This window comes from Nitrosospira sp. Nsp18 (assembly GCF_900103145.1).
Taxonomy (GTDB): Bacteria; Pseudomonadota; Gammaproteobacteria; order Burkholderiales; family Nitrosomonadaceae; genus Nitrosospira.
Genome location: NZ_FMWY01000002.1, coordinates 93,226 through 117,439 on the forward strand (window position 1 = coordinate 93,226; position 24,214 = coordinate 117,439).

General features: G+C 53.7%; 22 protein-coding genes, 1 tRNA gene and 1 pseudogene. 12 read left to right on the forward strand and 12 right to left on the reverse strand.

Translation table 11 applies throughout. From position 1 onward, the window contains the following. Positions 1 to 97 precede the first annotated feature (97 nt). From hisC to BLS94_RS01425, 3 genes are read left to right on the forward strand one after another with little or no spacing between them, the layout of a single operon-like run. On the forward strand, positions 98 to 1,291 hold the full coding sequence (gene hisC / locus BLS94_RS01415) for a histidinol-phosphate transaminase (protein WP_072766394.1): 1,194 nt from the start codon (positions 98 to 100) through the stop codon (positions 1,289 to 1,291). Beyond that, a complete protein-coding gene (gene aroF, locus BLS94_RS01420) occupies positions 1,288 to 2,304 on the forward strand; it encodes a 3-deoxy-7-phosphoheptulonate synthase (protein WP_072766395.1) in 1,017 nt (338 codons plus the stop codon). Before hisC ends, aroF begins: the two co-directional genes overlap by 4 nt. A 34-nt stretch (positions 2,305 to 2,338) precedes the next feature. Beyond that, complete coding sequence (locus tag BLS94_RS01425; RefSeq protein WP_176767758.1) at positions 2,339 to 3,238, forward strand: prephenate dehydrogenase; 900 nt, start codon at positions 2,339 to 2,341, stop codon at positions 3,236 to 3,238. Between the two features lie 56 nt (positions 3,239 to 3,294). Here BLS94_RS01425 and lpxA read toward each other — a convergent pair whose 3' ends face one another. After that, positions 3,295 to 4,077, reverse strand: coding sequence for an acyl-ACP--UDP-N-acetylglucosamine O-acyltransferase (gene lpxA, locus BLS94_RS01430; RefSeq protein WP_090957449.1), 783 nt, complete (start codon positions 4,075 to 4,077; stop codon positions 3,295 to 3,297). Positions 4,078 to 4,308: 231 nt separating this feature from the next. Between lpxA and BLS94_RS14760 the strand changes: the two genes are divergently transcribed. From BLS94_RS14760 to BLS94_RS01455, 5 genes are read left to right on the forward strand one after another with little or no spacing between them, the layout of a single operon-like run. Continuing rightward, positions 4,309 to 5,727 (forward strand): ABC transporter ATP-binding protein, encoded by a 1,419-nt coding sequence (locus tag BLS94_RS14760; RefSeq protein ID WP_090957450.1) that lies wholly within the window; start codon positions 4,309 to 4,311, stop codon positions 5,725 to 5,727. Positions 5,728 to 5,735: 8 nt separating this feature from the next. Then, positions 5,736 to 6,605, forward strand: coding sequence for a hypothetical protein (locus BLS94_RS01440; RefSeq protein WP_143021631.1), 870 nt, complete (start codon positions 5,736 to 5,738; stop codon positions 6,603 to 6,605). Then, on the forward strand, positions 6,592 to 8,478 hold the full coding sequence (locus BLS94_RS01445; RefSeq protein ID WP_090957452.1) for a glycosyltransferase: 1,887 nt from the start codon (positions 6,592 to 6,594) through the stop codon (positions 8,476 to 8,478). Before BLS94_RS01440 ends, BLS94_RS01445 begins: the two co-directional genes overlap by 14 nt. Beyond that, positions 8,475 to 9,476, forward strand: a complete 1,002-nt coding sequence (locus tag BLS94_RS01450; RefSeq protein ID WP_176767759.1) for a Gfo/Idh/MocA family protein — start codon at positions 8,475 to 8,477, stop codon at positions 9,474 to 9,476. The genes BLS94_RS01445 and BLS94_RS01450 overlap by 4 nt, the downstream gene beginning before the upstream one ends. Continuing rightward, positions 9,476 to 10,606, forward strand: coding sequence for a DegT/DnrJ/EryC1/StrS family aminotransferase (locus BLS94_RS01455; RefSeq protein WP_218124718.1), 1,131 nt, complete (start codon positions 9,476 to 9,478; stop codon positions 10,604 to 10,606). The genes BLS94_RS01450 and BLS94_RS01455 overlap by 1 nt, the downstream gene beginning before the upstream one ends. Positions 10,607 to 10,789: 183 nt before the next feature. On the opposite strand, the gene BLS94_RS01460 is transcribed toward BLS94_RS01455, so the two are convergent. Continuing rightward, positions 10,790 to 11,077 carry an encapsulin-associated ferritin-like protein gene (locus tag BLS94_RS01460; RefSeq protein ID WP_090957454.1) on the reverse strand — a complete coding sequence of 96 codons (288 nt, stop codon included), beginning with the start codon at positions 11,075 to 11,077 and terminating at the stop codon, positions 10,790 to 10,792. A gap of 622 nt (positions 11,078 to 11,699) precedes the next feature. On the opposite strand from BLS94_RS01460, the pseudogene BLS94_RS01465 reads away from it, so the two are divergent. From BLS94_RS01465 to BLS94_RS14765, 3 genes and pseudogenes are all read left to right on the forward strand, one after another. Next, a pseudogene (locus tag BLS94_RS01465) lies at positions 11,700 to 12,865 on the forward strand (IS3 family transposase); the annotation flags it as partial. A gap of 305 nt (positions 12,866 to 13,170) precedes the next feature. After that, positions 13,171 to 13,356 carry a CsbD family protein gene (locus BLS94_RS01470; RefSeq protein ID WP_090957455.1) on the forward strand — a complete coding sequence of 62 codons (186 nt, stop codon included), beginning with the start codon at positions 13,171 to 13,173 and terminating at the stop codon, positions 13,354 to 13,356. A 590-nt stretch (positions 13,357 to 13,946) separates the two neighbouring features. Next, positions 13,947 to 14,087, forward strand: a complete 141-nt coding sequence (locus BLS94_RS14765) for a hypothetical protein (protein WP_176767760.1) — start codon at positions 13,947 to 13,949, stop codon at positions 14,085 to 14,087. A 587-nt stretch (positions 14,088 to 14,674) separates the two neighbouring features. On the opposite strand, the gene BLS94_RS01480 is transcribed toward BLS94_RS14765, so the two are convergent. Beyond that, a tRNA-Ser gene (locus tag BLS94_RS01480) sits at positions 14,675 to 14,764 on the reverse strand. A 146-nt stretch (positions 14,765 to 14,910) separates the two neighbouring features. On the opposite strand from BLS94_RS01480, the gene BLS94_RS01485 reads away from it, so the two are divergent. Then, positions 14,911 to 15,606, forward strand: coding sequence for a Bax inhibitor-1/YccA family protein (locus BLS94_RS01485; protein ID WP_025041190.1), 696 nt, complete (start codon positions 14,911 to 14,913; stop codon positions 15,604 to 15,606). Positions 15,607 to 15,698: 92 nt separating this feature from the next. On the opposite strand, the gene rlmD is transcribed toward BLS94_RS01485, so the two are convergent. The 9 genes from rlmD to BLS94_RS01530 form a co-directional block, all read right to left on the reverse strand. Continuing rightward, positions 15,699 to 17,024 (reverse strand): 23S rRNA (uracil(1939)-C(5))-methyltransferase RlmD, encoded by a 1,326-nt coding sequence (gene rlmD / locus BLS94_RS01490; protein ID WP_090957457.1) that lies wholly within the window; start codon positions 17,022 to 17,024, stop codon positions 15,699 to 15,701. 64 nt (positions 17,025 to 17,088) lie between these two features. Continuing rightward, on the reverse strand, positions 17,089 to 17,862 hold the full coding sequence (locus tag BLS94_RS01495; protein WP_090957458.1) for a 3'-5' exonuclease: 774 nt from the start codon (positions 17,860 to 17,862) through the stop codon (positions 17,089 to 17,091). A gap of 69 nt (positions 17,863 to 17,931) precedes the next feature. Beyond that, positions 17,932 to 18,354, reverse strand: coding sequence for a YdbL family probable chaperone protein (locus BLS94_RS01500; RefSeq protein ID WP_090957459.1), 423 nt, complete (start codon positions 18,352 to 18,354; stop codon positions 17,932 to 17,934). A gap of 10 nt (positions 18,355 to 18,364) precedes the next feature. Next, positions 18,365 to 18,628, reverse strand: coding sequence for a hypothetical protein (locus tag BLS94_RS01505; protein ID WP_090957460.1), 264 nt, complete (start codon positions 18,626 to 18,628; stop codon positions 18,365 to 18,367). Between the two features lie 6 nt (positions 18,629 to 18,634). Further along, the gene (locus BLS94_RS01510) at positions 18,635 to 20,686 is read right to left on the reverse strand and encodes an intermembrane phospholipid transport YdbH family protein (protein WP_090957461.1); all 2,052 of its coding nucleotides are present in this window, start codon (positions 20,684 to 20,686) and stop codon (positions 18,635 to 18,637) included. 107 nt (positions 20,687 to 20,793) lie between these two features. Next, positions 20,794 to 21,681, reverse strand: coding sequence for a cysteine synthase CysM (cysM, locus tag BLS94_RS01515; RefSeq protein ID WP_090957462.1), 888 nt, complete (start codon positions 21,679 to 21,681; stop codon positions 20,794 to 20,796). Between the two features lie 187 nt (positions 21,682 to 21,868). Then, complete coding sequence (locus tag BLS94_RS01520) at positions 21,869 to 22,165, reverse strand: ComEA family DNA-binding protein (protein ID WP_090957463.1); 297 nt, start codon at positions 22,163 to 22,165, stop codon at positions 21,869 to 21,871. Between the two features lie 214 nt (positions 22,166 to 22,379). Then, positions 22,380 to 22,844, reverse strand: a complete 465-nt coding sequence (gene ssb / locus BLS94_RS01525; protein ID WP_090957464.1) for a single-stranded DNA-binding protein — start codon at positions 22,842 to 22,844, stop codon at positions 22,380 to 22,382. Further along, positions 22,844 to 24,202: an MFS transporter gene (locus BLS94_RS01530; protein ID WP_090957465.1), complete on the reverse strand. Its 1,359-nt coding sequence runs from the start codon at positions 24,200 to 24,202 to the stop codon at positions 22,844 to 22,846. The genes ssb and BLS94_RS01530 overlap by 1 nt, the downstream gene beginning before the upstream one ends. Between the last annotated feature and the right edge of the window lie 12 nt (positions 24,203 to 24,214).

A 24,214-nucleotide genomic window follows, 5' to 3' on the forward strand; every position in this document is an offset into this window, starting at 1 on the left:
GATCAATTTCGAGAATAGAATCCCATACTGCTAATCCACCTGTTTTCAGTTTTTATCAGCTTTTTGCTGTATTTCGGCAATTTATGGATTTGAACTTATGAATGTTTGCGATCTGGCTCCTGAATATATTCGCGCCATCAGTCCCTATCAACCCGGAAAACCCATCTCTGAACTGGCGCGAGAGATGGGAATGGATGAGCGTGCCATCATCAAGCTTGCATCCAATGAAAATCCGTTGGGAACAAGTCCGCTGGCGCGGGAAGCGATGCGCAAGGCACTGGATGAAGTGTCGCTTTATCCGGATGGAAGCGGCTTCGAGTTAAAAGCAGCGTTATCCCAGCGTTATGGCGTGACCAGCGATCAGATTGTGTTGGGCAACGGCTCCAATGACGTTCTGGAGTTGGCTGCCAGGGTATTCATGAAGCCGGGCGCTTCAGCGGTATATTCGCAGCATGCCTTCGCGGTCTATCCGCTGGTGACGCAGGCGGCAGGCGCAAGCGGCATATCGATTCGCGCCAGAAATTATGGCCATGACCTCGATGCCATGCTGCATGCGGTCATGCCTGAAACCCGTATGGTGTTTATTGCCAATCCCAATAATCCCACCGGCACACTGCTGGCTGCGCCTGATGTATTGCGTTTTCTGGAACGGATATCGTCAGATGTACTGGTTGTACTTGATGAGGCTTATAACGAATATTTGCCAAATCCCCTCAAGGCTGACAGTATTGAATGGTTGAAGCGTTTTCCCAATCTGCTGATTACCCGCACTTTTTCCAAGGCTTACGGCATGGCGGGTGCACGCGTAGGCTTCGGGCTGGCGCATCCTGATGTTAGCGGCCTGATGAATCGGGTACGTCAACCGTTCAATGTGAATAGCATTGGCCTCGCCGGCGCAGTAGCCGCGCTGGAAGATGTGGAATTTGTGAAACGCTCTTACGCGCTCAATCAGGCAGGAATGCTCCAGATTACCACCGGACTGCGGCAACTCGGCATCGAATACATTCCGTCCTACGGTAATTTTTTGAGTTTCCGAGTGCGGGGAAATATCAAAGCGGTAAATGAAAGCCTCCTGAAGCAGGGAGTTATCGTGCGCCCCATCGGTATTTATGAAATGCCGGAGCATCTTCGTGTCACTGTTGGGCTCGAATCGGAAAATCAGAGATTCTTGAAGTCCCTTGAGTTGGCGCTTGACGCAGCCCACGACGTAATTCCCGAAGCCGCGTTTGCAACGCCCTCGAAAACGACCCGCGAGGCAACCCCTTTAACAGAAACCGGAGAATCAGCTTGATCATCGTTATGAATAGTGGCGCCAGCGGCGAACAGATTGACACAGTGGTAGCCAAGATTCAAAGCTTCGGTCTGAGCGCGAATGTTTCCCGCGGCACCGAACGCACGGTTATCGGCGCCATCGGCGATGAGCGCAAACTCAACCCGGAAATGTTCGATTCCTTGAGCGGTGTCGAATCTTCAATGCACATCGTCAAGCAGTACAAAATCGTTTCGCGCGAATCGCACAAGCACGACTCGATAATAAACGTGGGTGGGGTACCGATCGGCGGCAACCAGGTGCAGGTGATCGGAGGCCCGTGTTCGGTGGAAACGCAGGAGCAAATGGACCTGGCGGCGCAACAGGTTTCCGCGGCGGGTTGCAAACTGATGCGAGGCGGCGCATTCAAGCCGCGCACCAGTCCGTATACCTTCCAGGGAAATGGTGAAGAAGGCCTGAAAATGTTCCGCAAGGCTGCGGATAAGCACAACCTGCGCATCGTTACCGAGCTGATGGATGCGCGCATGCTCGACACCTTTCTCAAGTATGACGTGGATGTGATCCAGATCGGTACGCGCAGTATGCAGAATTTCGAGCTTCTGAAAGAAGTGGGACGCATCAATAAGCCGGTGATACTCAAGCGCGGAATGTCCGCGACCGTCTCCGAATGGCTGATGGCTGCTGAATACATTGCCGCCGGCGGCAACCACAACATTATTTTTTGCGAGCGCGGCATACGCACTTTTGAAACAGCTTACCGTAATGTGATGGATGTAACCTGCATCCCGGTACTGAAAAAAGAAACACATCTGCCTGTGATCGTCGATCCTTCTCATGCCGGAGGCAAGACGTGGATGGTGCCCGCGCTTGCACGCGCGGCCGTTGCTGCGGGGGCTGACGGCTTGTTGGTGGAAATGCACCCCAATCCATGCGAAGCCTGGTGCGATGCGGATCAGGCGTTGAATCCGCAGGAATTCCACGCCCTCATGGGCTCACTGAAAGGAATAGCGGAAGTAATCGGACGGAGTTTGTAGTTCAAGTCGTTTCCGATAAAAGTCGCTTTCTATTATGACAAACGTCGTGATCAACAAACTGGTGATTATCGGCGTTGGCCTGATCGGCGGTTCTTTCGCGCTGGCGTTGCGCAAGGCAGAGCTGGCCGGGCATATCGTGGGTGTAGGCCGCAGCCGGGAAAATATGGCGCGCGCCCTCAAGCGGGGGTTGATAGACGAGATTGCCGTAGACCTTCCATCGGCGTTGAAGCGTGCGGATATCGTATTCCTTGCCGTACCCGTCGGTCAGACCGGCGAAATCATGGCGAATATTTCCCCATATCTCGAACCTGACTCGATCGTAACCGATGCCGGCAGCACCAAACAGGATGTCATCGCGGCGGCGCGTTCTCATCTGACTGAAAACCTGCAAAATTTCGTTCCGGGGCATCCCATTGCCGGGGCGGAACAAAGTGGTGCAGGCGCGGCTCGCGCCGACCTGTTCCGTGCCAAAAACGTGGTATTGACGCCTCTCGAAGAAACCAGCAGCAACGCGGTAAATCGGGTAAAAGAATTATGGCAGGCTTGTGACGCACGAATCTCTCTGATGAGCGCTAGACAGCACGACAAGATTCTTGCCACGGTAAGCCACCTTCCCCATGTGTTGGCATTCACGCTAATGAATCATGTCTACCGCGCTGGCCATGGGCCGGAGGGTACGCCGCGCCCGAACGACCCGCTACGCTTTGCCGGCACCGGGTTTCGCGATTTTACCCGCATTGCAGGCAGTTCTCCCGAGATGTGGCGGGATATATGCCTTGGCAATCGCGAAGCCCTGGTTAATCAAATCGATGCTTACCAGCGTGAACTTGCCGCCTTACGTGAAATGCTTGCAAGCAGAGATGGCGAGGCGCTCGAGAAGGCTTTCGTCAATGCACGTGAAACGCGGCAGCAATGGCTGAAAAATACGCCCTGAATCCGGTATCTCGTACTGAATAAATGGAGGCCTGTATTAATGAAAGAGCGCCGTATTCAGCGAATAATGCCTCGGCCGCGGATGGAAAGAAAATCAAGAAAATTCCGGACTTCCGGTGCCGCGAGGGCTAACGGCTTGATCAGCGCCTCCGCTTCTCTTAGAGAAAGGCCAGATCGATAGACCAGCTTATAAGCGTGCTTTAAGGCATGGATGACTTCCTCCGAAAAACCTCTGCGCTTGAGCTCCCTCAGGTTGAGACCATTAGGCCTGGCTGTATTGCCCGCCGCTAATATATATGGGGGCAGGTCTTGGGTGAGTATGGTGCCCAGGGCGGTAAAACTATAGGCGCCTATACGAACAAACTGGTGGACGGCGGTGAATCCGCCCAGACCTGCGTAATCGCCCACCTGTACATGCCCCGCCAATGAAGCGTTGTTAACGAACGTAGTGAAATTGCCCACCTGGCAATCATGCGCCAGATGAACATAGGCCATCATGAAGTTATCGTTTCCCAAGCGAGTTATTCCCGCACCATGGATGGTGCCGAGGTTAAAGGTGCAGAACTCGCGGATCGTATTGCGATCGCCTATTTCCAGCCCGGTCGATTCTCCGTTGTATTTTTTGTCCTGCGGTTCATCGCCAAGCGAACAAAACTGGAAAATGCGATTGTCGCAGCCGATGCATGTATGACCATTGATGACGACATGTGGCCCGATCCGGGTATTGTCGCCAATTTCCACGTGCTCGCCGATGATTGAATAGGCTCCGATGGCAACGCCCGCACCGAGACGAGCGCCTGGATGAACGATTGCAGCCGGGTGAATAAGATTTTCCTTCATGTGCTCGGTGTGGAAACTGCAAAATCAAAGCTTACATATATATACATATATATATAGCTGGCTTGCCGGCTGCTTCAACCACATAGTAGCTGGCACACTAATTCTAAGCTAAGATAAATTTTGATAAGCTTGGTGACGAGCCTCGGTTACCTGCCCTTCCTGCGCAATCGACAGGGCTCCCGGGAATGCGCATACAACAACATGAGCAGTCTAACGAAATAGAACCACATAATGCCATCCTTGCCTCAACCCACTCTCGATGATGCCATTGACAGTGTAGATATTGCACTTCGCGTTTCAAACCTGTCAAAAACATATCGTATTTATGACCGCTCACAAGACCGGTTGCTGCAGAGCTTATGGGGCAGCCGCAAGCAACTTTACCGCGAGTTTATGGCGCTGGATAGCATTTCATTTGATGTCTATCGCGGCGAAACCGTCGGCATCATCGGCCTCAACGGTTCAGGCAAGAGCACATTGCTGCAACTGATCGCCGGAACATTGACGCCCACCAAAGGTGAAATATTCATCAACGGCAAAGTGTCGGCATTGCTCGAGTTGGGAGCCGGTTTCAATACCGAGTTTACCGGGCGCGAAAACATCTATCTGGCGGCATCGATTGCGGGGCTTACCAGCCTCGAGGTCGAGCAACGTTATGATCGGATTGCGGCGTACGCAGACATCGGCGGCTTTATCGACCAACCGGTGAAGACGTATTCGAGCGGCATGTATGTGCGTCTTGCATTCGCGGTAGCGATATCGGTCGAACCCGAAGTGCTGATTATAGACGAGGCGCTCGCGGTAGGAGATATGGAGTTTCAGACGAAGTGCATGGTGACATTGAAACAGATGCAGGAGCGGGGCGCTACCATCTTGTTCGTCAGTCACGATGTTGGAGCCGTCAGCGCACTATGCCGGCGCACTCTTTACCTGAAACAAGGACAGGCACGTGAGTTGGGACCTACCGCGGAGGTGGTTGCGCGCTATATTCGCGAGGTGCAGGAAGCAAACAACCGGACGATTACCGGCGCTATCGCTGACGCTGTAACTCAAACCGCAGAAACCGCCGGCATCAATGATGCGGCTGGAATCCCTGACGCGATTGGGACTACCGGAACCGCTCAAGCAGCTATAACGATGGGCGACCTTCCGCTCACGCGGAACGAGCATTTTGCACGCTTTGCCGAAAAGGCAAACCATTGCCGCTCAGGGACTGGCGATATAAGAATCATGTACGCGGAGATGCTGGACGATAAGGGGCTGCCCGTTCGCTCAGCGGAGTTTGGGCAGGAGGTATCCATACGAATTATCGTCGAAGCCGTCCGCACCTGTACCTTTTCAGTCAACTACAAGATTTGCGACAAGAACCGTACGCCGGTCATCGGGGCCGATTTTTTGATGCAAGGTCAGGCGCTGCTGACGTTGGCGCCAGCGCAGCAGGCGGAAGTCGTTTATCGGACATCTCTTCCCCTGACCGATGGCAGATACAGCCTGAGAATCTCGCTGACACACCCAATCAAGGCACATCAACAGGCATTGTTTTTCGACATAGTGGAGATTGGGCATGTGTTCGAGGTGCTGCCAAACCCAACCGCCAAGTTCTGGACACAGGTTTATCTTCCGAATGCTCTGGATGTAAAAGTTTTATAATGAGTATCATGAAATCCACGCCAGAAGGACGCAGTTTGCTGGTAATCGGCCACCCTGGCCATGAATTGCGCGTCTACGGCTGGATTGGCCAGGCACGGCCCATCGTTTGCATTCTTACCGATGGTTCCGGTAGCGATGGCACGCCCAGGCTGGATAAAACGCTGGAAATCCTGCACGAATCAGGTGCGGAGATCGGACCGCTATGCGGGGAACTCAGCGATCGGGAAATTTATGAGAAAATCCTGCGTCATGAATACGATCCGTTCGATATCCTGTGCGAACGACTGGCCAGGCTCATCACCGCGCGAGATATCGATCTGGTCGTCAGCGACGCTATAGAAGGTTACAATCCGGTCCACGATTTGTGCGAGGCATTGGTTCGCACGGGGGTCGGTATCGCCAGGAATGCCAATGATGCTGACAGCAACGAAAATGCCGATAAAAAAAGCAATGGAACACCTCGCTCGATCCGGCATTACACCATTCCTCTGATGAATGATCCCCGTCCAGCTACAGGCAGCATGGAAGCCGAGCACCATGCAATTGAATTGACACCGCTGCGGTTCAAGCAGAAGCTGGAGGCGATGCGGAGCTATGCCGCCAGCGCGGGAGGAATCCTGCAAGAGGAAGTGGGAGATGCGTTTCACAACTTTGGTGAACAAGCTTTCGCTCGTGAGTACCTGTTTGCGGCTGCTGCGCCGGGGCAGGAACCGGAACGGCGCTTCTCGCGACAAAAACCCTTTTATGAAACCTATGGAGAACAAAAAGTCGCTGCTGGCCGTTATCAATCTGTCATTCGTTTCCGCGAGCATGTTCTGCCAATTGTGAATCACCTTCGCAAAAAGGTATCGGACACGCGGGCGGATGCGCAGGGATGAAGCTGCAATGAGGGTGCTGATCACCAATAACACGCTGGATAGCCGCGCCGGGTCCGAGGTCTACGTGCGTGATCTCGCGCTCGCGCTGTTGCGGCGCGGCCATAACCCGGTGGCCTATAGCACCCGGCTCGGGATGGTCGCCAATGAGTTGCGCGAGGCGACCATCCCGGTAATCGACGACCTCAGGCTGCTGACAGCGGTTCCAGACATCATCCATGGACAGCATCACCTGGATGCAATGACCGCCATGTTGCATTTCCCTGATACGCCGGCCGTCTATTTCTGCCATGGTTGGCTGCCCTGGGAGGAGATGGCGCCGCACTTCCCTACTATACAGCGCTATGTCGCGGTCGACGACCTTTGTCGGGAACGCCTGCAATGCTTGCACGGTATCCCCGGCGAGCGCATCCGGATGATCCGCAATTTTGTCGATCTGCGGCGTTTTGCGCTGCGCGGCGATCTGCCCGCGACCCCTCGTCGTGCGCTGGTCTTCAGCAATTACATAAACGAGGATGGCTGCCTGGGCATTTTGCGTCAGGCTTGTGCCGGGCGCGGCATCGAGCTGGATGCCATCGGTCTTTCCGTCGGGCATAGTGAAGCCCGGCCCGAGCAGATCCTCGGCCAATACGATATTGTATTTGCCAAAGCACGGTGTGCGCTTGAGGCGCTCGCCTGCGGGACAGCCCTGATTGCTTGCGATGCCGCCGGCCTGGGCGGCATGGTCACGCCCGGCAATTATGAAAGATTTCGCGCGCTGAACTTCGGCATCCGCACCTTGCGTGATCCCATTACTGTCGAAAGCATTACCAGGGAAATCGATCTGTACGATGCAACCAGCGCCCGCGGAGTCACTCAACGTGTGCGATCGGAAGCGGCCATGGAACCGGCAATCGATCAGATTATCGATGTGTACCAGGAAACAGTAGATGCGCAGCTTGCCGCTCGAGCTATGAAATATCCGGAAAAAGAAACTGACTACCGTGCCCATTTCCTGACTGCCAGCGATTATCTTCGCGGGATCGCAGATTTCACCAAGGGCCGCTACCGAGCCGAGCAAGAGCGGGACCAAGCTCGGGTCGAAGCGGCGGCGCAACGTTTGCGCACAGAACAAGCCGAGTCTGAGCTGGCGAGAATTCGCAACTCGCGTCTCTGGCCTGTCGTGACCTCACTCTACCGCTTGAAGAACGCCGTATGGAGACGTTCCGCGGCTATGTTAAAAATACGTCAGGATAATCGCCGCGATGGAGATAATCAGGGCATTCATGGTAGCCATGCTGTAAACGACCATCCCCGAATATTCGAACAAATTTACCAGCATAATTCATGGCAAAGTGCTGAATCCCGGTCCGGACCCGGCTCGACCCTGGAGCGAACCAAGGCGTTGCGACACGAGTTACCCGCAGTGCTAAGCAGATTGGGCGTCCGAACGCTGGTCGATGCGCCATGTGGCGACTGCAATTGGCGCCAGCACATCAAGATCGATCTGGATGCCTACATTGGCGTCGATATCGTCCCTGCATTGATCGAGGACAATCGCCGGCGCTACCAGGATTTCAACTGGAAATTCGAGGTTATGGACTTGATCAAAGATCCCCTCCCCACGGGCGATGCGGTACTCTGCCGCGATGCCCTGATCCACCTGTCACTTGCAGATATCGGCCGGGCTCTTTCCAACATCCGCCGCTCAGGGGCAAAATATCTGCTGGCAACCAGCCATGAAGCAATCAGCGTCAATACCGACATCACTACCGGCGGATGGCGTTCAGTGAACCTTATGCTGGCACCCTTTAATCTTTCGGCTCCGCTGGAACGCATTGTTGAAAACGCGCAGACCGGGAAGATACTGGGCGTATGGGCGCTGGGCAAACCATGACTCGGCCCGTCCTCGATCTCGAATTGCCGGGCGGCGTCCAGGACCCGGCGCGTCCCATCGATACCGCCGTTGTGGGAGTGGGCTATTTCGGCAGCCTGCACGCGCTATGTTACTCTAGATTGCCGGGCAGCCGGCTGCGGGCGTTGGTCGATCCAGATCCAATGACGAAATCCTTTGCCGACTACCTTGGCGTAAGCTGGTTCAGTCATCTTGCCGATCTCCCATCCACGGTGCGTGCGGTATCAGTGGCGACGCCGGTCGCTACGCACTACGCGCTGACAAAAGCACTGCTTCAGCGTGGGTTGGATGTGCTGCTGGAAAAGCCAATAGCAGAAACCGCGGCACAGGCGGCGAAGCTGGAGATCATGGCGGACGCAAAGTGTTGTGTCCTGCAGATTGGCCACATCGAGCGCTTTAATCCCGCTTTTGCCACCGGCCCATCCTTGCTGGGCCGGGCTCATACTATCCAGACAGTTCGTACTACGCATCGCAAGCCCCGTGCGGGCGCACTGGATGTGGTGATCGATTTGATGATTCATGACCTCGACCTGGTCCTGCACGGGGTGGCCTCCCCCGTGGTTGAATTTCACGCCTCGGGTAGCAGTCATCATTTGACCCCTATCGATGAAGCACAAGTTGAGCTGACCTTCGCTAACGGTTGCCGCGCATCTCTGCGCGCGCACTGGGGCTCAGGCGCAAGAAAAGAAGACCGCTGCATGACCGCTGAACTGGACGATAATGAAACCTGGACCATTGATTTTCGGCGCCGGATCACCTACCGTAATTTCCCCACGGGCCTCTCGCGCCCCGGCAATACCCACAATCCTTCCCCCACCCATTCTGAGCCCGGGATACAGCAAGACGCGCTGAGCCTGCAACTCGCCTCTTTTCTGGAGGCTTCGCGCACACGCACGGTACCGCGGGTCACTTCGGGAGAAGGCCATGCAGCGCTATACCTGGCGCAACAGATCCGACAACGAATACTCGACGGCGCCTGATGATCGTACCCCAATTGGATCTGGGTTCAGAGTATGAGCAATTACGCGCCGCGATCGATGCTGCGGTGCAGCGGGTACTCGCAAGCGGCAACTTCATCGGCGGTGCTGAAAATGATGCATTGGAACGTGAGTTGGCCGCCTACATAGGCGTTGCTGAAGTAGTCTGCGTCAACTCGGGTACGGATGCACTGCTGCTCTCCCTAAAGGCGTTGGGCATAGGTGCAGGAGATGAGGTAATCGTGCCGGGTTTCACTTTTTTCGCGACAGCGGAGGCAGTTTGCCTGACCGGCGCCCAACCACGTTTCGCCGACTGCTCAGCCCAACATTATAATATCGACGTGGATAGCGTACGGCAGGCTTTGACGCCTCAGACGAAAGCGATTATTGCCGTCCATCTCTTTGGGGAGCCGGTTGACCTCGCGCCACTGCAGCAATTCTGCGAAAGCCATGGCTTGTGGCTGATCGAGGACGCAGCGCAAGCAATCGGTGCGCAATATTGCGGTCGCAGTGTCGGATCATTCGGCGTCACCGGCGCCTTCAGCTTTTATCCTACGAAAAATCTTGGCGCATACGGAGACGGTGGCGCAATTACCTGCAATGATCCGGCCTTGGCCAAGCGGCTGCGCAGCCTTGGAAATCACGGTCGCCAGAACCGCTATCAGCATACCGAAATCGGTTGCAACAGTCGTCTCGACGAGATCCAGGCAGCTATTCTACGAGTCAAGCTTCCTTACCTGGATGAATGGAATGCGCGGCGCCGGCAACTTGCCACTCTTTATCAGGAAGCCTTGCGCGGTACCGCCTGTGGCTGGCCGGTAGCTACAAAAGGCAGTATTTCTGTCTATCACCAGTTTGTCGTTACCCATCCCCGGCGTAACGAACTGCAAATATTTCTGGCTGAATGTGATATCGCAACTGCCGTTTTTTATCCCATCCCCTGCCATCTACAACCGGCTTTCTCCGTATCGCATGCCGGGGTATCACTGCCGCTGGCTGAGCGCCTCGCTGATCAGGTGCTGGCCCTGCCCATCTTCCCCGCGCTGCCTGTAGAAAAAGTAGCGCACATCGCGAAAATGATACGAGTCTTTGAGCAGCGCTTCCCAATCGACGTGGAATATTTGCCTGTCTGAAAAGCGGCGCCAGCAATTAGCGATTCAATAGAAACCTGTTCGGCCTGGAAAAGCCTGGGCGCTACCCGTAAATGATTTATAGCTGCATGAGTATCAGGCAACTCATCATTAGCGGATCTGCTTGTGCAAGAGGCCAGGCGTCTATTCTGAAGAATTCACGAATAGGTCCTCAGAAAGCCTGCTCTAGTCGTGCGTAAGCGGCTTCTCAGTGAACAGATATTCTTTCAATTCTGAGGAAAACTTCGCATCCCTACGCCGGATCCATTCCAGCACCATGGAGGCATGCTCTTTCTCCTCATCACGATTATGCATAAGAATGGCCTTGAGCTCCTCGTCCTTGCACGCGTTCACACGCTGGTTGTACCAATCGACAGCCTCCAGCTCTTCCATCAGCGACACGATTGCGCGGTGCATGTCCCTCGTTTCATCGGACAACTCTTCAATAGGCTCATGGTAACCAACACTTGACATTGCTTGCTCCCTTTTTGTGGACAATAAATTTCAATATTGGATGCTTTTATTGATTCAGGTGAGGTTTCTGCGGCTATTGCTATGTTAGCAAGCGATACTGTGGCTGGGACCTTACGAATCACCGTTGTGTAATCATGTAAGCCATACCCCAGCTACCTACCTGGATTGGGCTAAGTCGAACTAAGTTTAACAGAACCGCCTGTTACAACTAGAGAGACGTCGACCTTTTGCCGGGCCATTTTCAAATGACCTGGTTTTTATCCTGTACAGTTTAAAGAAGAGTGAGCACGCCATCACAGAGGTACGCGATGAATGGTATCGAGTCGCCCGGATTAGCTGTATGGAAATGTGTCCCCTACGCGCTCTACTTCGCCAGAGAATTACCGCAGCGGGGAGGAAATCTGACAGGCAAATCCTTGGAATTTTCAAGGCGTATGTTGGGGTAAGGCACAATTCCAACATTTCGTGCTGCTCAAACATTCGAGTTCCATTCGTCACGCCAATGTACGGAGACTGGACCCAAGTAGGTCGGGCTACGCCCGACGATCGAAGAAATGATGTAGTGGTCTAATTTGCCCAGACACCTTGATAAGTGGATTATTCACTTATGGAGGAGTTTATGATGACGAAACGCAGGGTACGCAGGGAATTTGACACCAGCTTCAAATTGGAAGTTGTGCGCATGGTGAAGGACCAGGGATTGCCTGTTAGTGACGTTTGTCGCAGCATGGATCTGGGGGAGACAGTGGTACGGCGCTGGGTGAAGCAATTTGAGACTGAACTGAACGGGCAGCCGGGCATTGGCAAACCGCTCACGACCGAGCAGCAGCGCATCCGGCAACTGGAAACCGAGAATCGGCAACTACGGATGGATAACGATCTATTAAAAAAAGCCTCAGCCTTCTTTGCCCGCGAACTGAAATGACCTACCGGCTGGTTCGTGAATTGCAACAGAAGGCTATCCCCGTAACACAAGCATGCCGGATATTGCAGGTCAGCCGTGCCGGTTATTATCAGCACCGACAGCGTGGCGCGCGCGAGTGGGATAGGGTCGTCACAGTTTATCTCAAGGCAGCATTTTCTGGCAGTGGCAAGTCCTACGGCAGTCGCCGTTTAGCCAGCGCCTTGCAAGCTCAAGGCCTGACTATTGGCCGTTACCGGGTACGGCGCTTGATGCGGGAAGCCGCCTTGCGCCCGGTATGGAAACGCAAGTTTATTCATACCACCGATAGCCGACATGACTTGCCGGTAGCAGAGAATCTATTGAATCGACAGTTCGAGACAGACGCACCGAATCAGGCATGGGTATCAGATATTAGCTATGTGCACACGCGCCAAGGCTGGCTTTATTTGGCCGCAGTGATGGATTTGTTCTCGCGCAAGATCGTCGGTTGGTCGATGGCCCCAACGATGCCAACCGAACTGGTAGTCACTGCGCTGCGTATGGCAGTGCAGCAACGCAAGCCTGCGCCTGGATTGCTGCTCCATTCGGATCGCGGCAGTCAATATGCCAGCCTGGAGTACCAGGCATTACTGGATCAACATGGCATTCGCTGCAGTATGAGCCGTAAGGGGAATTGTTGGGACAATGCCGTGATGGAACGCTTCTTTCTGAATTTGAAAATGGAGCGTGTATGGCAACGTGACTATGCCAATCACGGCGAAGGTCAACGCGATATTACCCAATACATCGTTGGCTTTTATAACAGCGTCCGCTTGCACTCAACACTGGGCTATCTGCCACCCGCCGCTTACGAACGAAAAATGGCAGCAATACCACCTATTCCGGTGTCTGAAATTACTGGACCACTACATGATGTCGGGCGTAGCCCGACCTACTACTTGCTCAAAATTAAACGTAACACGCTGATGCGTACGCGACGACCCGTTGATACCCAATCGATGTTTCTATCAAGCTATCTCGTCTCCGCCCAATGTGTTTTACCGCACAGTATGAGCCGCAATCATGGTGTTAATCTGATAACTCTTGCCGCTTCGTATCTGTAGCCGCTGATAACTCTAATGTTGAGAATATCAATTTTGGCCTACTCGTGAGCAAGCAATATGAGATTTTTTGATAGGAGATTCAAATCATGAATAAAGACCAAGTCAAAGGTACCGCAAAAGACATCGCTGGAAAAGTCCAGGAAGAGGCTGGAAACTTAACAGGAAGTAAAGAACAAGAAGCCAAAGGGCTTGCAAAACAAGTAGAAGGAAAAACGCAAAAGAAGGTGGGAGATGCCAAGGAAGCTGTCAAGGATTCAATTGATAAGCTTTAACAGTCGCGCGCGAAGTCGGGAAACCCGATAAATAGGGAAGCCTCCCGACGAAGCATCTGCAACTCCCCGGCCCAGGTTACTGCGAGCCGGGGTATTTATTGGCCGCCTGCTCAGATATATCGGCAGCAAACACGGTCTGGAAAATAGTCCTATTATCGACGATACAAGTACTGGGGAAGATACAACCATCAGCCAGGACGGCCAGGACAAGCGAAAGCAGCACGCTTTGAGCTAATCTTTTAGCCGACTCAAACGGGGAGACGTAAAGGCCACCGAATGTCTACAATGGCATATCCACTTGGAGTTTTAGGAGATTCACTGTGGGGGCAATGTCCTCCACATTTCATCATTAGGAATCTGTATCTAAACAACTTTCTGCTTAATCCATCATCGAGTTACCACGTTTGTTACCACGCCTGGAGCCTCCATACCCATACTCATCAAAATGCACTGGACAATTGAACCAGGACCTCGAGTTGGACGGTTCGAACGGTGATGGTCCTGTTCTTTCTGAGATGGTCGCTGCACATCGCCTGCAATCTGGCCCGAGGACTGGGATTCGGCGGCGCTTGTTCGGTTGGATACACGCAATGATTGAGCGTCAAGCGCGGCTTATTCAGACTTTTGCCACGAAATTGAGACTTACCCAGCAATTGCGCTATACAGTCGCCACTGCTGCTGTAGAAGCGGGCAAAGCATCAGGCGCCCGACCATGGGACAAGGGTAAATGACGCCAGACTCTACCAGAGTCCTACAATCCTGCTCGACAAAGGTGAAATTCCAGCCCGATATGTCCCTCACCACCCTCATGAATCTAATCAGCGCTTCAGCGGTTTTTCTTTTGTCTCACCATAAAAATGGCCCGGTAGCGATCTAGCTCCGGGCCATTTAATTGTTGCGTCTCAACTAGCGACGACCATTCCCAGACCGGCGACAAACACAAGAATATATATCCCCCAAAATACAAGAAAATCATTCATGGCACATCTCCTAATCTCTAATCGTTAAACTGTCTCACAAAACTTCTGCTGCCACGACTTTAACTCAAAAGATCAACAGCCTAACGAAGAAATAGTAATTTGTTAAGCTAATATTTTCATAGCTGTTACAGCTACGGTGGGGCACAATAAATGCCCCTTGCATGCCCTCCCCTGCCGTCACCCGAGAGTTTTTTTACGTCGGCTGGAATGCCATATGGCCGCTAGAACTGCCGCCCACATTGGCAACTATCCATAAAATCAAAAATGTATAGAAACTTGTAGAGTAAAAGCAGGGGATAGGCCGAGAGCGCTTATACATGCGGCTCTTAGAGAAGGACTGGCGGAGGCGGTGAGATTCGAACTCACGGTAGAGTTGCCCCTACGGCAGTTTTCAAGACTGCTGCCTTAAACCGCTCGGCCACGCCTCCAGTTGGGCCAGAATAATACCTTTTTAAGCTTGATTTTGCCAGCCGTCTCGCAGGAAAAGGCGAGCCCATCGGAACGATAAGATTGCAACTTTCACTAAACATGAGTAGTCTTATGTGCTGTATAGTTCGTCAACCAAGGAGACGTTATGCAACCTGAACTACGATATTCCGGCTCGGCCGCGCAAACGGGACTTTCCGCCGTTCGCAACAAGGTCTTGCGCAATACTTACTGGATGCTTGGCTTGACCATGATCCCGACGCTGATCGGTGCGTCGATCGGGATGAGCACCAATTTTGCGTTTCTCGCACAAGCGCCCATTGTTGGGCCGTTGGTGATGCTGGCGGTAATGATGGGTCTGCTGTTTGGTGTCAGCGCGACTCGAAACAGCCCGATGGGGATCGCATTGCTGTTTGCGTTTACCTTCGTAGCTGGCTGGTGGCTAGGCCCCATGTTGCAATACGCGCTTCATTTCAAGAACGGCGCGCAACTGATAGGAACTGCTGCCGCTGGAACGGGCATAATCTTTTTCACGCTGGCAACGATCGCTACGGTGACCAAGAAGGATTTCGGCTTCATGCAGAATTTCCTGTTTGTGGGACTCGTGCTGCTAATCCTCGCTTCCGTTGCTAATCTGTTCTTTGCCATGCCGGCTGCCTCGCTTGCCATTTCGGCAGTTGCGGTGCTGCTGTTTTCCGGCTTCATTCTGTTCGACGTAAGCCGTATTGTTAACGGTGGGGAAACTAATTACGTGATGGCAACGATGGGCATTTATCTGAGCCTCTATAACCTCTTCACCAGCCTGTTGCATCTGCTCTTGGCTTTCTCGGGTGAAAGAGACTAGCACTCGAAAAAATCCGGTACATGAAAAGGGGCGGCTGGTAACAGTCGCCCTTTTTCATTTCCGCGCCATTTCCGTTTCAAAACCGTGCTATTTCACAGCCGTGGCTCAGCGGCATCTTTTTCGAATAATGCGATGGATTCGATATGCGCGGTATGTGGGAACATGTTTACGACACCTGCCGCTTTTAGTACATACCCGTTGCTATGCACCAGTATCGCTGCATCGCGAGCGAGCGTAGCCGGATTGCAGGATACATAAACGATACGCCCAGGTGCTGCCTGTTCTTTTCCCAAGGAAGTAACGACAGAGATGGCCCCTTCGCGCGGCGGGTCGATCAGCATTTTGTCGAAATACCCCTGCGCTCGCATCCAGGCTTCATCTATTTCAAACAGATTGGTTTCGATGAATTGCGTGTTGCGCGCAAGCCCGTTGCGCTCCGCATTTTCGTCGGCGCGGCGTACCACGGCCGCGCTGCCCTCAAAACCTGCGACCTGCGCACCACGCCTGGCAATCGGTAACGCAAAGTTTCCCAGCCCGCAGAATAAATCCGCAATGCGTTCCCCAGGCTGAGGATCCAGCAGGTTCAGGGCGCGCCGTACCAGTACCCGGTTCATGGCGGGATTTACCTGGGTAAATTCGGTAGGATGAAACGGCATGACGATATCGAACTCGGGCAGCATATAGTTCAATTCCGCCGCGTTCTTCGGGTAAAAAGGATAGGCTGTTTGAGGCCCGCCGGGCTGCAAGAAGAACTGGATATGATGCTGATCGGCGAAAGCCTGAAGCAATATTTCATCTTGATCGATCAACGGCTTCAGGATGCGCAACACCAGCACATCCACATTTTCACCCAGCGATACCTCGATCTGCGGGATATGCTGACGGACAGACAAGCTGCCTACCAACTCTCTCAATGGCATGATGAGCCGGGAAATGCGCGATGGCACGATTTCACAAGCGCGCATATCGACAACGAAGCTGCTGCGCTTCTCATGAAAGCCTACCAGGACCCCACCTTTTTTGGCGACATAGCGCACGGACAGCCGCGCGCGATGGCGATAGCCCCAGGCTGCGCCATAAATCGCCGGCAGGATCAATTCGGCCTCGACCTTGCCGATATGCTTGAGATTATCTTCAAGAACGCGCTGCTTCGCCGCCACCTGGGCGCGCGCATCCATATGTTGCAGGCTGCATCCGCCGCATATTGCAAAGTGGTTGCATTGCGGCGCCACTCGACCAAAGCCCGGCTTGAGTATCTGTCCCGCCTGCGCCATTTCGAAGCTTTGTTTCTTGCGGTAGGAGTTATAGGTAACCACTTCTCCCGGCAATGCACCTTCGATAAAGATGACCTTGCCTTCTGAGTGAGCAACCCCACGCCCTTCCTGATCCAGGGATTCTATGGTGACAGGCGCAATCATATTTTGCGGTGCGGGATGAGTCCCGTAATGGCGAAAGGATGAGAAAGAATAGGCGTAATGGTGGCTATGCCCACTGCCCCAGGAATTCCTGCCAGTGAGGTTCAGAAGATTTGCTCAAGGTAAAACGCACCAGTTCGCATTCGCGCTGATACTGTTCGTTATCAAAGATACCACGCATGAGCTGGAATCGTAAAAACACGAGATACGTGTTCACCACATCGGTTTCGCAATAATCGCGAATTTCGGCAATCTCACCATTCTGGAATGCATTCCAGACCTGGGAACCGTCCATTCCCAGTTTTCCGGGAAAACCCATCAGCTTAGCCAACTCATCCAGCGGTACATTTGCGCGCGGCTGATATAGCGCGAGCATATCCATCAAATCGAGATGGCGGGTATGGTAGCGGCTAAGGTAATTATTCCATTTGAAATCGCGGTCATCCTCGCCCATATCCCAATAACGGCGCGCCTGCAAACCATGAATCAGGCTGCGATAATGGAGTACCGGCAAGTCGAAGCCCCCGCCATTCCAGGAAACCAGTTGGGGGCTGTATTTGTCCACCCCTTCGAAAAAGCGGCGGATGAGTTCCGATTCCGAATCTGCGGGAGTCCCTAACGACCACACGCGAAAATCATTTTTATCCCGCAATACGCATGAGATTGCCACGACCTTCTGCACATGCAATTGCAGGAAATCGTTGCCGACAGCCTGACGGCGCGCCTGAAACGCCATGTCGGCAATACCTGCCGGCGCAACCTCCGGGGGCAGATTGTAAAGCCTGCGTAATCCCTCGGTATCGGGAACGGTCTCGATGTCAAAAACCAGTACAGGTATCAATGCTAAGAAGATCTCAAGCGAATTTTGGAGCTTGGAAGGTGCAATCTAGAAGGCTTGCGTCGTATGGCGTTACTTTCTGACCCAGGAGCCGTTTGTGGCTTGATACCACCACCCCGGCCTGGCCAGATCGATCCAGCGCTGACCGAAAGTAGCGCGAATATCGGCTTCCCACTCGGGATGGCTGTTGGCTCGGGCGATTTCGCGGTACAACGCATTTCTGTCCTGGTTTTCAGCCGCGATCAAGGCATTGACCGGCTGGCGCGCCGCCAATGGCAGTGCATTGGCATCACGCATGGCGACAAGGCCATCTCGTGTAAGCCCTACCGCTCCCCTTTCATAATAAGCCTCGAGCTGGCTGTGGCGCTGCTGCATGCTTTGCCTGAGGCTGGAAATTGCGGGCGTATCGATTTCGATATTGGCTTGCGTGTAACCAGGATTCGACACCGATAACAGCAGCATCAGCAATATAAAGCGGTAGACGGGATTACGCATGGTAGTCACCTTAATTTTGGGGCTGCGTGGGTTGCGTGGGCTGCATCGGTTGTCCCGGTTGCGGGATGGGTTGAGAAGGTATGGGGCCATCCATACCCGGTGCGCCCGGTGTGCTCTGTGCGCCGTCCTCGGGTTTTTTAAGTTGCCACACTTCCTCTATTATCTTGTCCGCTGCTTTTTCAGCAGCGGCAGCGGGGAAATAAATGTTGATAGTGACGCAACCGAACAGCAACGACAGCGTCAGCAAGCTTGCGTAAAAATAAGAATTCTTCATATTCCCCTACTGAATAACGGGTTTGGTTTCTACTTGGGTGATCCGTTGCAGACGGTTCACCAGCTCCCACCAATCCACTTCGCGATTATAGCCTATCACTGTAATGGCCGGGATTCCGCCGCCCTTGACGATGAGATAGCCATGCGGCAGCGGCTCCGACTCTATCCCGCCCATGTAGCAAATCCCGTTGCGTAATGAGCAGCTCCAACCGATCTTCGAATAGCCGAACTGTTCGAAAATGCCCAGAAAACTGCGCTGGATTGCAGCAGCCGCTCCCGATCCGCCAAGAGAGGAGATATTCTGCACCGCAGCCTGGCTGATGCGACGCGGATAACTGCCGGGACTGCTCACAAGGCTGGCATCAAACTTTACCGGCTTCCAATTGAAGAGTTCGAGGCCATGGACCGCGGCATCAATGCGCCCCTGCATGTTGCCGAACGAAAACGTGCCGGTGAGCAGGTTCAGATCGAGATTGCGCATATCAAGGTCCGCCAAAAGTGATGGTGCAGGCCCCAACGGATCGAGCAGCTTCAGATTCCCCAGCTCTATGGTGCCATCGAATATCCTGAAAAGGAGCGCACCATCCACCACGACGGTTGCGCCATTGTAACTCACCCTGGGGATCTCACCGGACAGGGTGCCCTTCATTGGCTGGGTTCCCAAAGCTTCAGTCAGTTTTTGCATCGATACGGGCGAAAGCCCGCCGCTGAATTGCCATACCCAGCCCTGAGCCTGCCGCGATGCGCTGAAATTTTCGAGCGTAAGCTCACCGTCAAGCACAGGCAAGGTCAAGCGCGGGATGCGAAGATTCGACCCGTCGATCTCCAGGGGAATGTCAACCTGGCCTATGGGTATCTTCCCCAACTGGCTGCTCTGGATACGAATAGTCGCTTTTGTCGGTTTCACACTCCCCTGATTCCCTGGCGCTCGCCAGGGAATACTGGCGTCGACGCCGCGAAATGCAAAGCGCCCATGCCCGTCTTCCACCGAGGCATTGCGCAAATCGCCGTGAAGGAATTCATGGGCGCCATCCCGGTAACGCCACTGCAGCCCCGCCTGTCCGGCAGCCGCTAGCTCAGCGAAGGGGGTATTGACAAGAAACGGCTTCAGCACTTGACTGAACAAGGTGGACAACTCGAGATTGTCGGCGCTCAAATCGAAATCGCGCAGCGTGTTTCCTGGCCGGTCAATCAATCCCGATAAATTCACCTCCCCGATATTCGAAAGCACAAGCTTTCCCTCGCGCAATCGTATGGTGTTTTCATCCAGTTGGCCGCTGGCGCTAAAACGATGGCCTTGCGCGGCAAAATAAACCGGTTGCCAGAACACTTCGCCACTCGGCCAATCCACATCAACGTGCCACAACCATGAATTTCCTTGCTTGTCCTCGTCGCGCCTAGCCATCGCGTTAACTTCGACGCTGATGTTCTCACCGGCATGCAACCCGCTGGCGTCGCTAAACGCCAGTCCATCCACCGCCATATGCGCTTCAATTCCAGCAAGTCCGCCGGCTGCGCCCTGCAGCTTGATCGTGCCGTTCATGTTTCCCTTTGCGGGCACCGGCAACAAGTTCTTTTCTACCTCTGGCAAAAATTCGGCAATACGCGCTGCCTCCCCGTTTGTTATGGTCAACATAGCTTCCCAAGCCGGCTTTCCCCGCTGCGCGGATAGTTTCCAGCTCGCAACGGCTTCTCTGGCACCAGTCGTGATTTTTAGATCCAGTGTTTTATTGCGGGAAGAGAAATCAAACGATACAGGTAGCGGCGCCGATCGGGATAGCTTCAGCACGCCATCCTCACAGCGGATCCAGTCATCGGCAACCTGAAATTTATGGCAGGAAAAATGCAAATTGCGCCAGATTTTCCCCTGTATCGCAATCTCGTCCACCCTTACTTCCAGCAATGATGCCTGCGGGCCAGTCACGCTGACCTGAACGCCTTTCGCATTTAAAAAAGGACTATGAACATCATCGGCGGAAAGGGTAATTAAAGGACCGGCGTATGCGGATAAGGTACCAATGAATAATGCTGGCAATATTATGACGAGCAGCTTTACCATTATTCATCCGGCCAATAACGGCTTACGTGTACCGCATATTGCGCGCCGGGCTTGCAGGCCGACTACATATCGTCCTCGGCCGCATAACGCGCATGGGTTTACGATACTCAGGCGGGAAAAACACCTGTGGAAAGATAGCGATCACCGCGGTCGCAAACGATCGAAACAATTGTCGCGTTCTCGGCTTCTGCAGAAATCCTGAGTGCCGCCGCCAGCGCACCTCCTGATGAAATCCCCGCGAAAATCCCTTCCTCACTCGCCAGCCGCCGGGTCATATCCTCGGCTTCCGCCTGGGAAACCAGCACGATGCGATCTACCCGCTTGGCATCATAGATTTTCGGCAGATACGCTTCCGGCCATTTGCGGATGCCGGGAATCTGGGAACCTTCTTCCGGCTGCACGCCGATGATCTGAATCTCCGGGTTCTTTTCCTTGAAATATCGAGAGCAACCCATGATGGTGCCGGTAGTACCCATGCTGCTCACCAGATGGGTAATCTTACCGCCGGTATCTCGCCAGATCTCAAGAGCGGTGCCTTCATAATGCGCTCGTGGGTTATCAGGGCTGGCGAACTGATCAAGGATGACGCCGCGCCCCTCATCACACATGCGCTCGGCCACATCGCGCGCTTCTTCCATGCTGCCCTCCTTCGAGGTCAGCACGATTTCCGCACCGAACGCCTTCATCGATTGCCGCCGTTCAATGCTGAGGTGCTCCGGCATCACCAGCACCATGCGATAACCCATTATCGCCGCCGCCATCGCCAGAGCAATACCGGTGTTGCCGCTAGTCGCTTCTATCAACGTATCGCCCGGCTTGATATCGCCGCGCTCCTGCGCATGCGTAATCATCGATAACGCCGGACGGTCTTTCACCGAACCTGCAGGATTGTTACCCTCCAGCTTGACGAGAACAACATTGCTGGTATTCCCCGGCAGGCGCTTGAGTTTTACCAGCGGCGTGTTGCCGACAAAATCTTCTATGGTTTTGTACATGACGGCGTAATTTGCAAAAAGATTATGCCGGATTATCGCACACGTTCCGGCTAGCGCGACGTCTACCAATAGGATAGTAGGATGGGTGCAGCGAAGCGTAACCCATCGACTCACTGATAAGATGGGTTACGGCTTGCAGCCTCCACCCATCCTACCGAGCGTGGTTTAGTCAATAAGGGTATGTTTGTTACTTCGGCGCAGGCTTATTTTCTTTCTTGGCCGTAGTAGCGCCACCAACCGCAATGTCCTTGCGCAACCGCTTCAGCGTAGCAGGACCGATGCCGTTGACCTTCTCCAAGTCATCAGCCGACTTGAAAGCTCCATTCTTCTTGCGATGATCGATGATGGCCTTGGCTTTGGCCGGACCAATTCCCTGAAGCGTTTCAAGCTCGGCCTGGGTTGCGGTATTGATGTTGACGGCCGCGTAGGTAGCGCCAGTAAACGCGAACAGCGTAACCAAAACAATTGTCAGGAATTTTCTCATTAAATTTCCCTTGGGAAGGGTCAGGTTAGAGGCTGGCCCCGCACTGTTTTTCTCAGTAAGAATTTGATCGCTGGGAAGGCAAAACTATTAACAATACCGGTAAGGCAGATTCCTCTATAACGGCAAAATGAATATCAGAAATGAGCATGTTAAATAAAAATATTCCTGTTCAGTTCGAAAGAGAATTTTAGCCCTCAGAATGATCGATGTAATATTAAAACGGAATATCATCATCCATATCATCAAACCCACCGCTGCTTTTAGCAGGCGCTTTGCTCCCCGACGGGCTCGGCGCAAAGTTGCTCTCGTCCCGCCCTTCCCTGTCTGAATCAAAACCGGCGCTGCCGGGTTTGCTGCCCAGCATCTTCATATCGCTGGCAATGATGTCGGTGGTATAGCGCTCAACACCCGCCTTGTCGGTCCACTTGCGCGTTTCCAACCGTCCCTCGACGTATACCGGACGGCCTTTTTTCAGGTATTCGCCGGCGATTTCAGCAAGCTTGCGATAAAAGGTGACGCGATGCCATTCGGTTTTTTCCTGTTTTTCGCCGTTTTTATCCTTCCAATTTTCCGTGGTTGCCAAAGTGATATTGGTCACCGCGTCGCCATTTGGCATATAACGCGTCTCGGGGTCTTTGCCGAGATTGCCAATGAGTATTACCTTGTTGACTGATGCCATTATGCTTCTCCCCCCAATAATTGAACAACGCCTTCTTCGTCGAAACCTCTCATATCCACTTTCAGATAGGCCACGCCTTCGCTCGCCAGCACCAGCGCCTCATGCACACCGGGCAGTGCCGCCAGCTGGCGGGATAGGCCGCTGGCCCTGCCAGTATCCATCTCTTGCACGTGGTACATTCTGGTGCGTACAGCGGCGGGGGCTTTCATCGTAACGGCAAAAATAAGCCATAATGTCAGTAGGGCTCCGCAGAATGCATAGAGTGCGGAGGCCCCATGATGCTGATACAAATAGCCGCCTACGGTTGCACCTACAAATGCGCCGAGAAACTGGACGCTGCTATAGACGCCAATGGCGGTGCCTTTCGCACCCACCGGCGCAATCTTGGAAATGAGCGAGGGCAGAGTCGCTTCCAGAAGGTTGAAGGCGGTGAAGAACACGAGCAACGCCAGGGTCGTTCCCCAAAGCGAATCGAATGCATAGGCCAGCATAACCTGGCTGGCAAGCAATACAGCCACCGAAATGACGAATATCTGCTTGAGCTTGGCCTTCTTTTCACCATAAATGATCGCCGGAACAATCAATACCATGGAAAGGAGCAGTACCGGCAAATATACCTGCCAGTGATGGTCCGCCGCCAGTCCGGTTGTTCGTAACGACAACGGCACCACCAGCCACAGCGCCATCAATGTCGCATGCAATGCAAACACACCGAAATCCAGGCGCAGCAGTTGCGGGTTGCGCAACACATTCCGGAAACGTCCGGCGGATGCTTCGGTATCGGAATGGAAGCGGCTGATTACCGGATCGGGAATGATTTTGAAAACAACCACCATCGCCAGTAGTGCCAGCACGCCGGTCATCGCAAAAATTCCCGGCACACCGATCACGTTATTTAGTGCTGGCGCGATAATTAACGAGAGTGCGAAGGTCGCACCTATGGTCATGCCGATCGCGGCCATTGCCTTGGTCCGGTGCTCTTCACGGGTAAGGTCGGCGGCAAGCGCCATCACAGCCGCGGAAATCGCCCCCGCACCCTGGATGACGCGTCCAAGGATTACCACGTAAATATCGGTGGCGGATGCAGCAACAAAACTGCCGATTGCAAAAAGGATCAATCCGATGTAAATGACGGGCTTGCGGCCGATACGGTCGGACAGCCAGCCAAACGGAATTTGCAGTATGGCCTGAGTCAACCCATATGCGCCAAGCGCAATACCAACCAGCGTATAGCTGACGCCGCCGGGGAGATGCTCTGCATAGAACGCGAATACCGGCAGAATGATGAACATCCCCAACATGCGCAACCCGTAAATTCCCGCCAGGCCGGCTGTAGCGCGCAGCTCTATCGGCGACATTTTATCGGGAGG

Excerpts from the sequence above, each read along its gene's own strand:
- hisC (WP_072766394.1), top strand. The coding sequence starts at position 98 with ATGAATGTTTGCGATCTGGCTCCTGAATATATTCGCGCCATCAGTCCC.
- BLS94_RS01425 (WP_176767758.1), top strand. The coding sequence starts at position 2,339 with ATGACAAACGTCGTGATCAACAAACTGGTGATTATCGGCGTTGGCCTG.
- lpxA (WP_090957449.1), bottom strand. The coding sequence starts at position 4,077 with ATGAAGGAAAATCTTATTCACCCGGCTGCAATCGTTCATCCAGGCGCT.
- BLS94_RS14760 (WP_090957450.1), top strand. The coding sequence starts at position 4,309 with ATGCCATCCTTGCCTCAACCCACTCTCGATGATGCCATTGACAGTGTA.
- BLS94_RS01440 (WP_143021631.1), top strand. The coding sequence starts at position 5,736 with ATGAAATCCACGCCAGAAGGACGCAGTTTGCTGGTAATCGGCCACCCT.
- BLS94_RS01445 (WP_090957452.1), top strand. The coding sequence starts at position 6,592 with ATGCGCAGGGATGAAGCTGCAATGAGGGTGCTGATCACCAATAACACG.
- BLS94_RS01450 (WP_176767759.1), top strand. The coding sequence starts at position 8,475 with ATGACTCGGCCCGTCCTCGATCTCGAATTGCCGGGCGGCGTCCAGGAC.
- BLS94_RS01455 (WP_218124718.1), top strand. The coding sequence starts at position 9,476 with ATGATCGTACCCCAATTGGATCTGGGTTCAGAGTATGAGCAATTACGC.
- BLS94_RS01460 (WP_090957454.1), bottom strand. The coding sequence starts at position 11,077 with ATGTCAAGTGTTGGTTACCATGAGCCTATTGAAGAGTTGTCCGATGAA.
- BLS94_RS01470 (WP_090957455.1), top strand. The coding sequence starts at position 13,171 with ATGAATAAAGACCAAGTCAAAGGTACCGCAAAAGACATCGCTGGAAAA.
- BLS94_RS14765 (WP_176767760.1), top strand. The coding sequence starts at position 13,947 with ATGATTGAGCGTCAAGCGCGGCTTATTCAGACTTTTGCCACGAAATTG.
- BLS94_RS01485 (WP_025041190.1), top strand. The coding sequence starts at position 14,911 with ATGCAACCTGAACTACGATATTCCGGCTCGGCCGCGCAAACGGGACTT.
- rlmD (WP_090957457.1), bottom strand. The coding sequence starts at position 17,024 with ATGATTGCGCCTGTCACCATAGAATCCCTGGATCAGGAAGGGCGTGGG.
- BLS94_RS01500 (WP_090957459.1), bottom strand. The coding sequence starts at position 18,354 with ATGCGTAATCCCGTCTACCGCTTTATATTGCTGATGCTGCTGTTATCG.
- BLS94_RS01505 (WP_090957460.1), bottom strand. The coding sequence starts at position 18,628 with ATGAAGAATTCTTATTTTTACGCAAGCTTGCTGACGCTGTCGTTGCTG.
- BLS94_RS01510 (WP_090957461.1), bottom strand. The coding sequence starts at position 20,686 with ATGGTAAAGCTGCTCGTCATAATATTGCCAGCATTATTCATTGGTACC.
- cysM (WP_090957462.1), bottom strand. The coding sequence starts at position 21,681 with ATGTACAAAACCATAGAAGATTTTGTCGGCAACACGCCGCTGGTAAAA.
- BLS94_RS01520 (WP_090957463.1), bottom strand. The coding sequence starts at position 22,165 with ATGAGAAAATTCCTGACAATTGTTTTGGTTACGCTGTTCGCGTTTACT.
- ssb (WP_090957464.1), bottom strand. The coding sequence starts at position 22,844 with ATGGCATCAGTCAACAAGGTAATACTCATTGGCAATCTCGGCAAAGAC.
- BLS94_RS01530 (WP_090957465.1), bottom strand. The coding sequence starts at position 24,202 with ATGTCGCCGATAGAGCTGCGCGCTACAGCCGGCCTGGCGGGAATTTAC.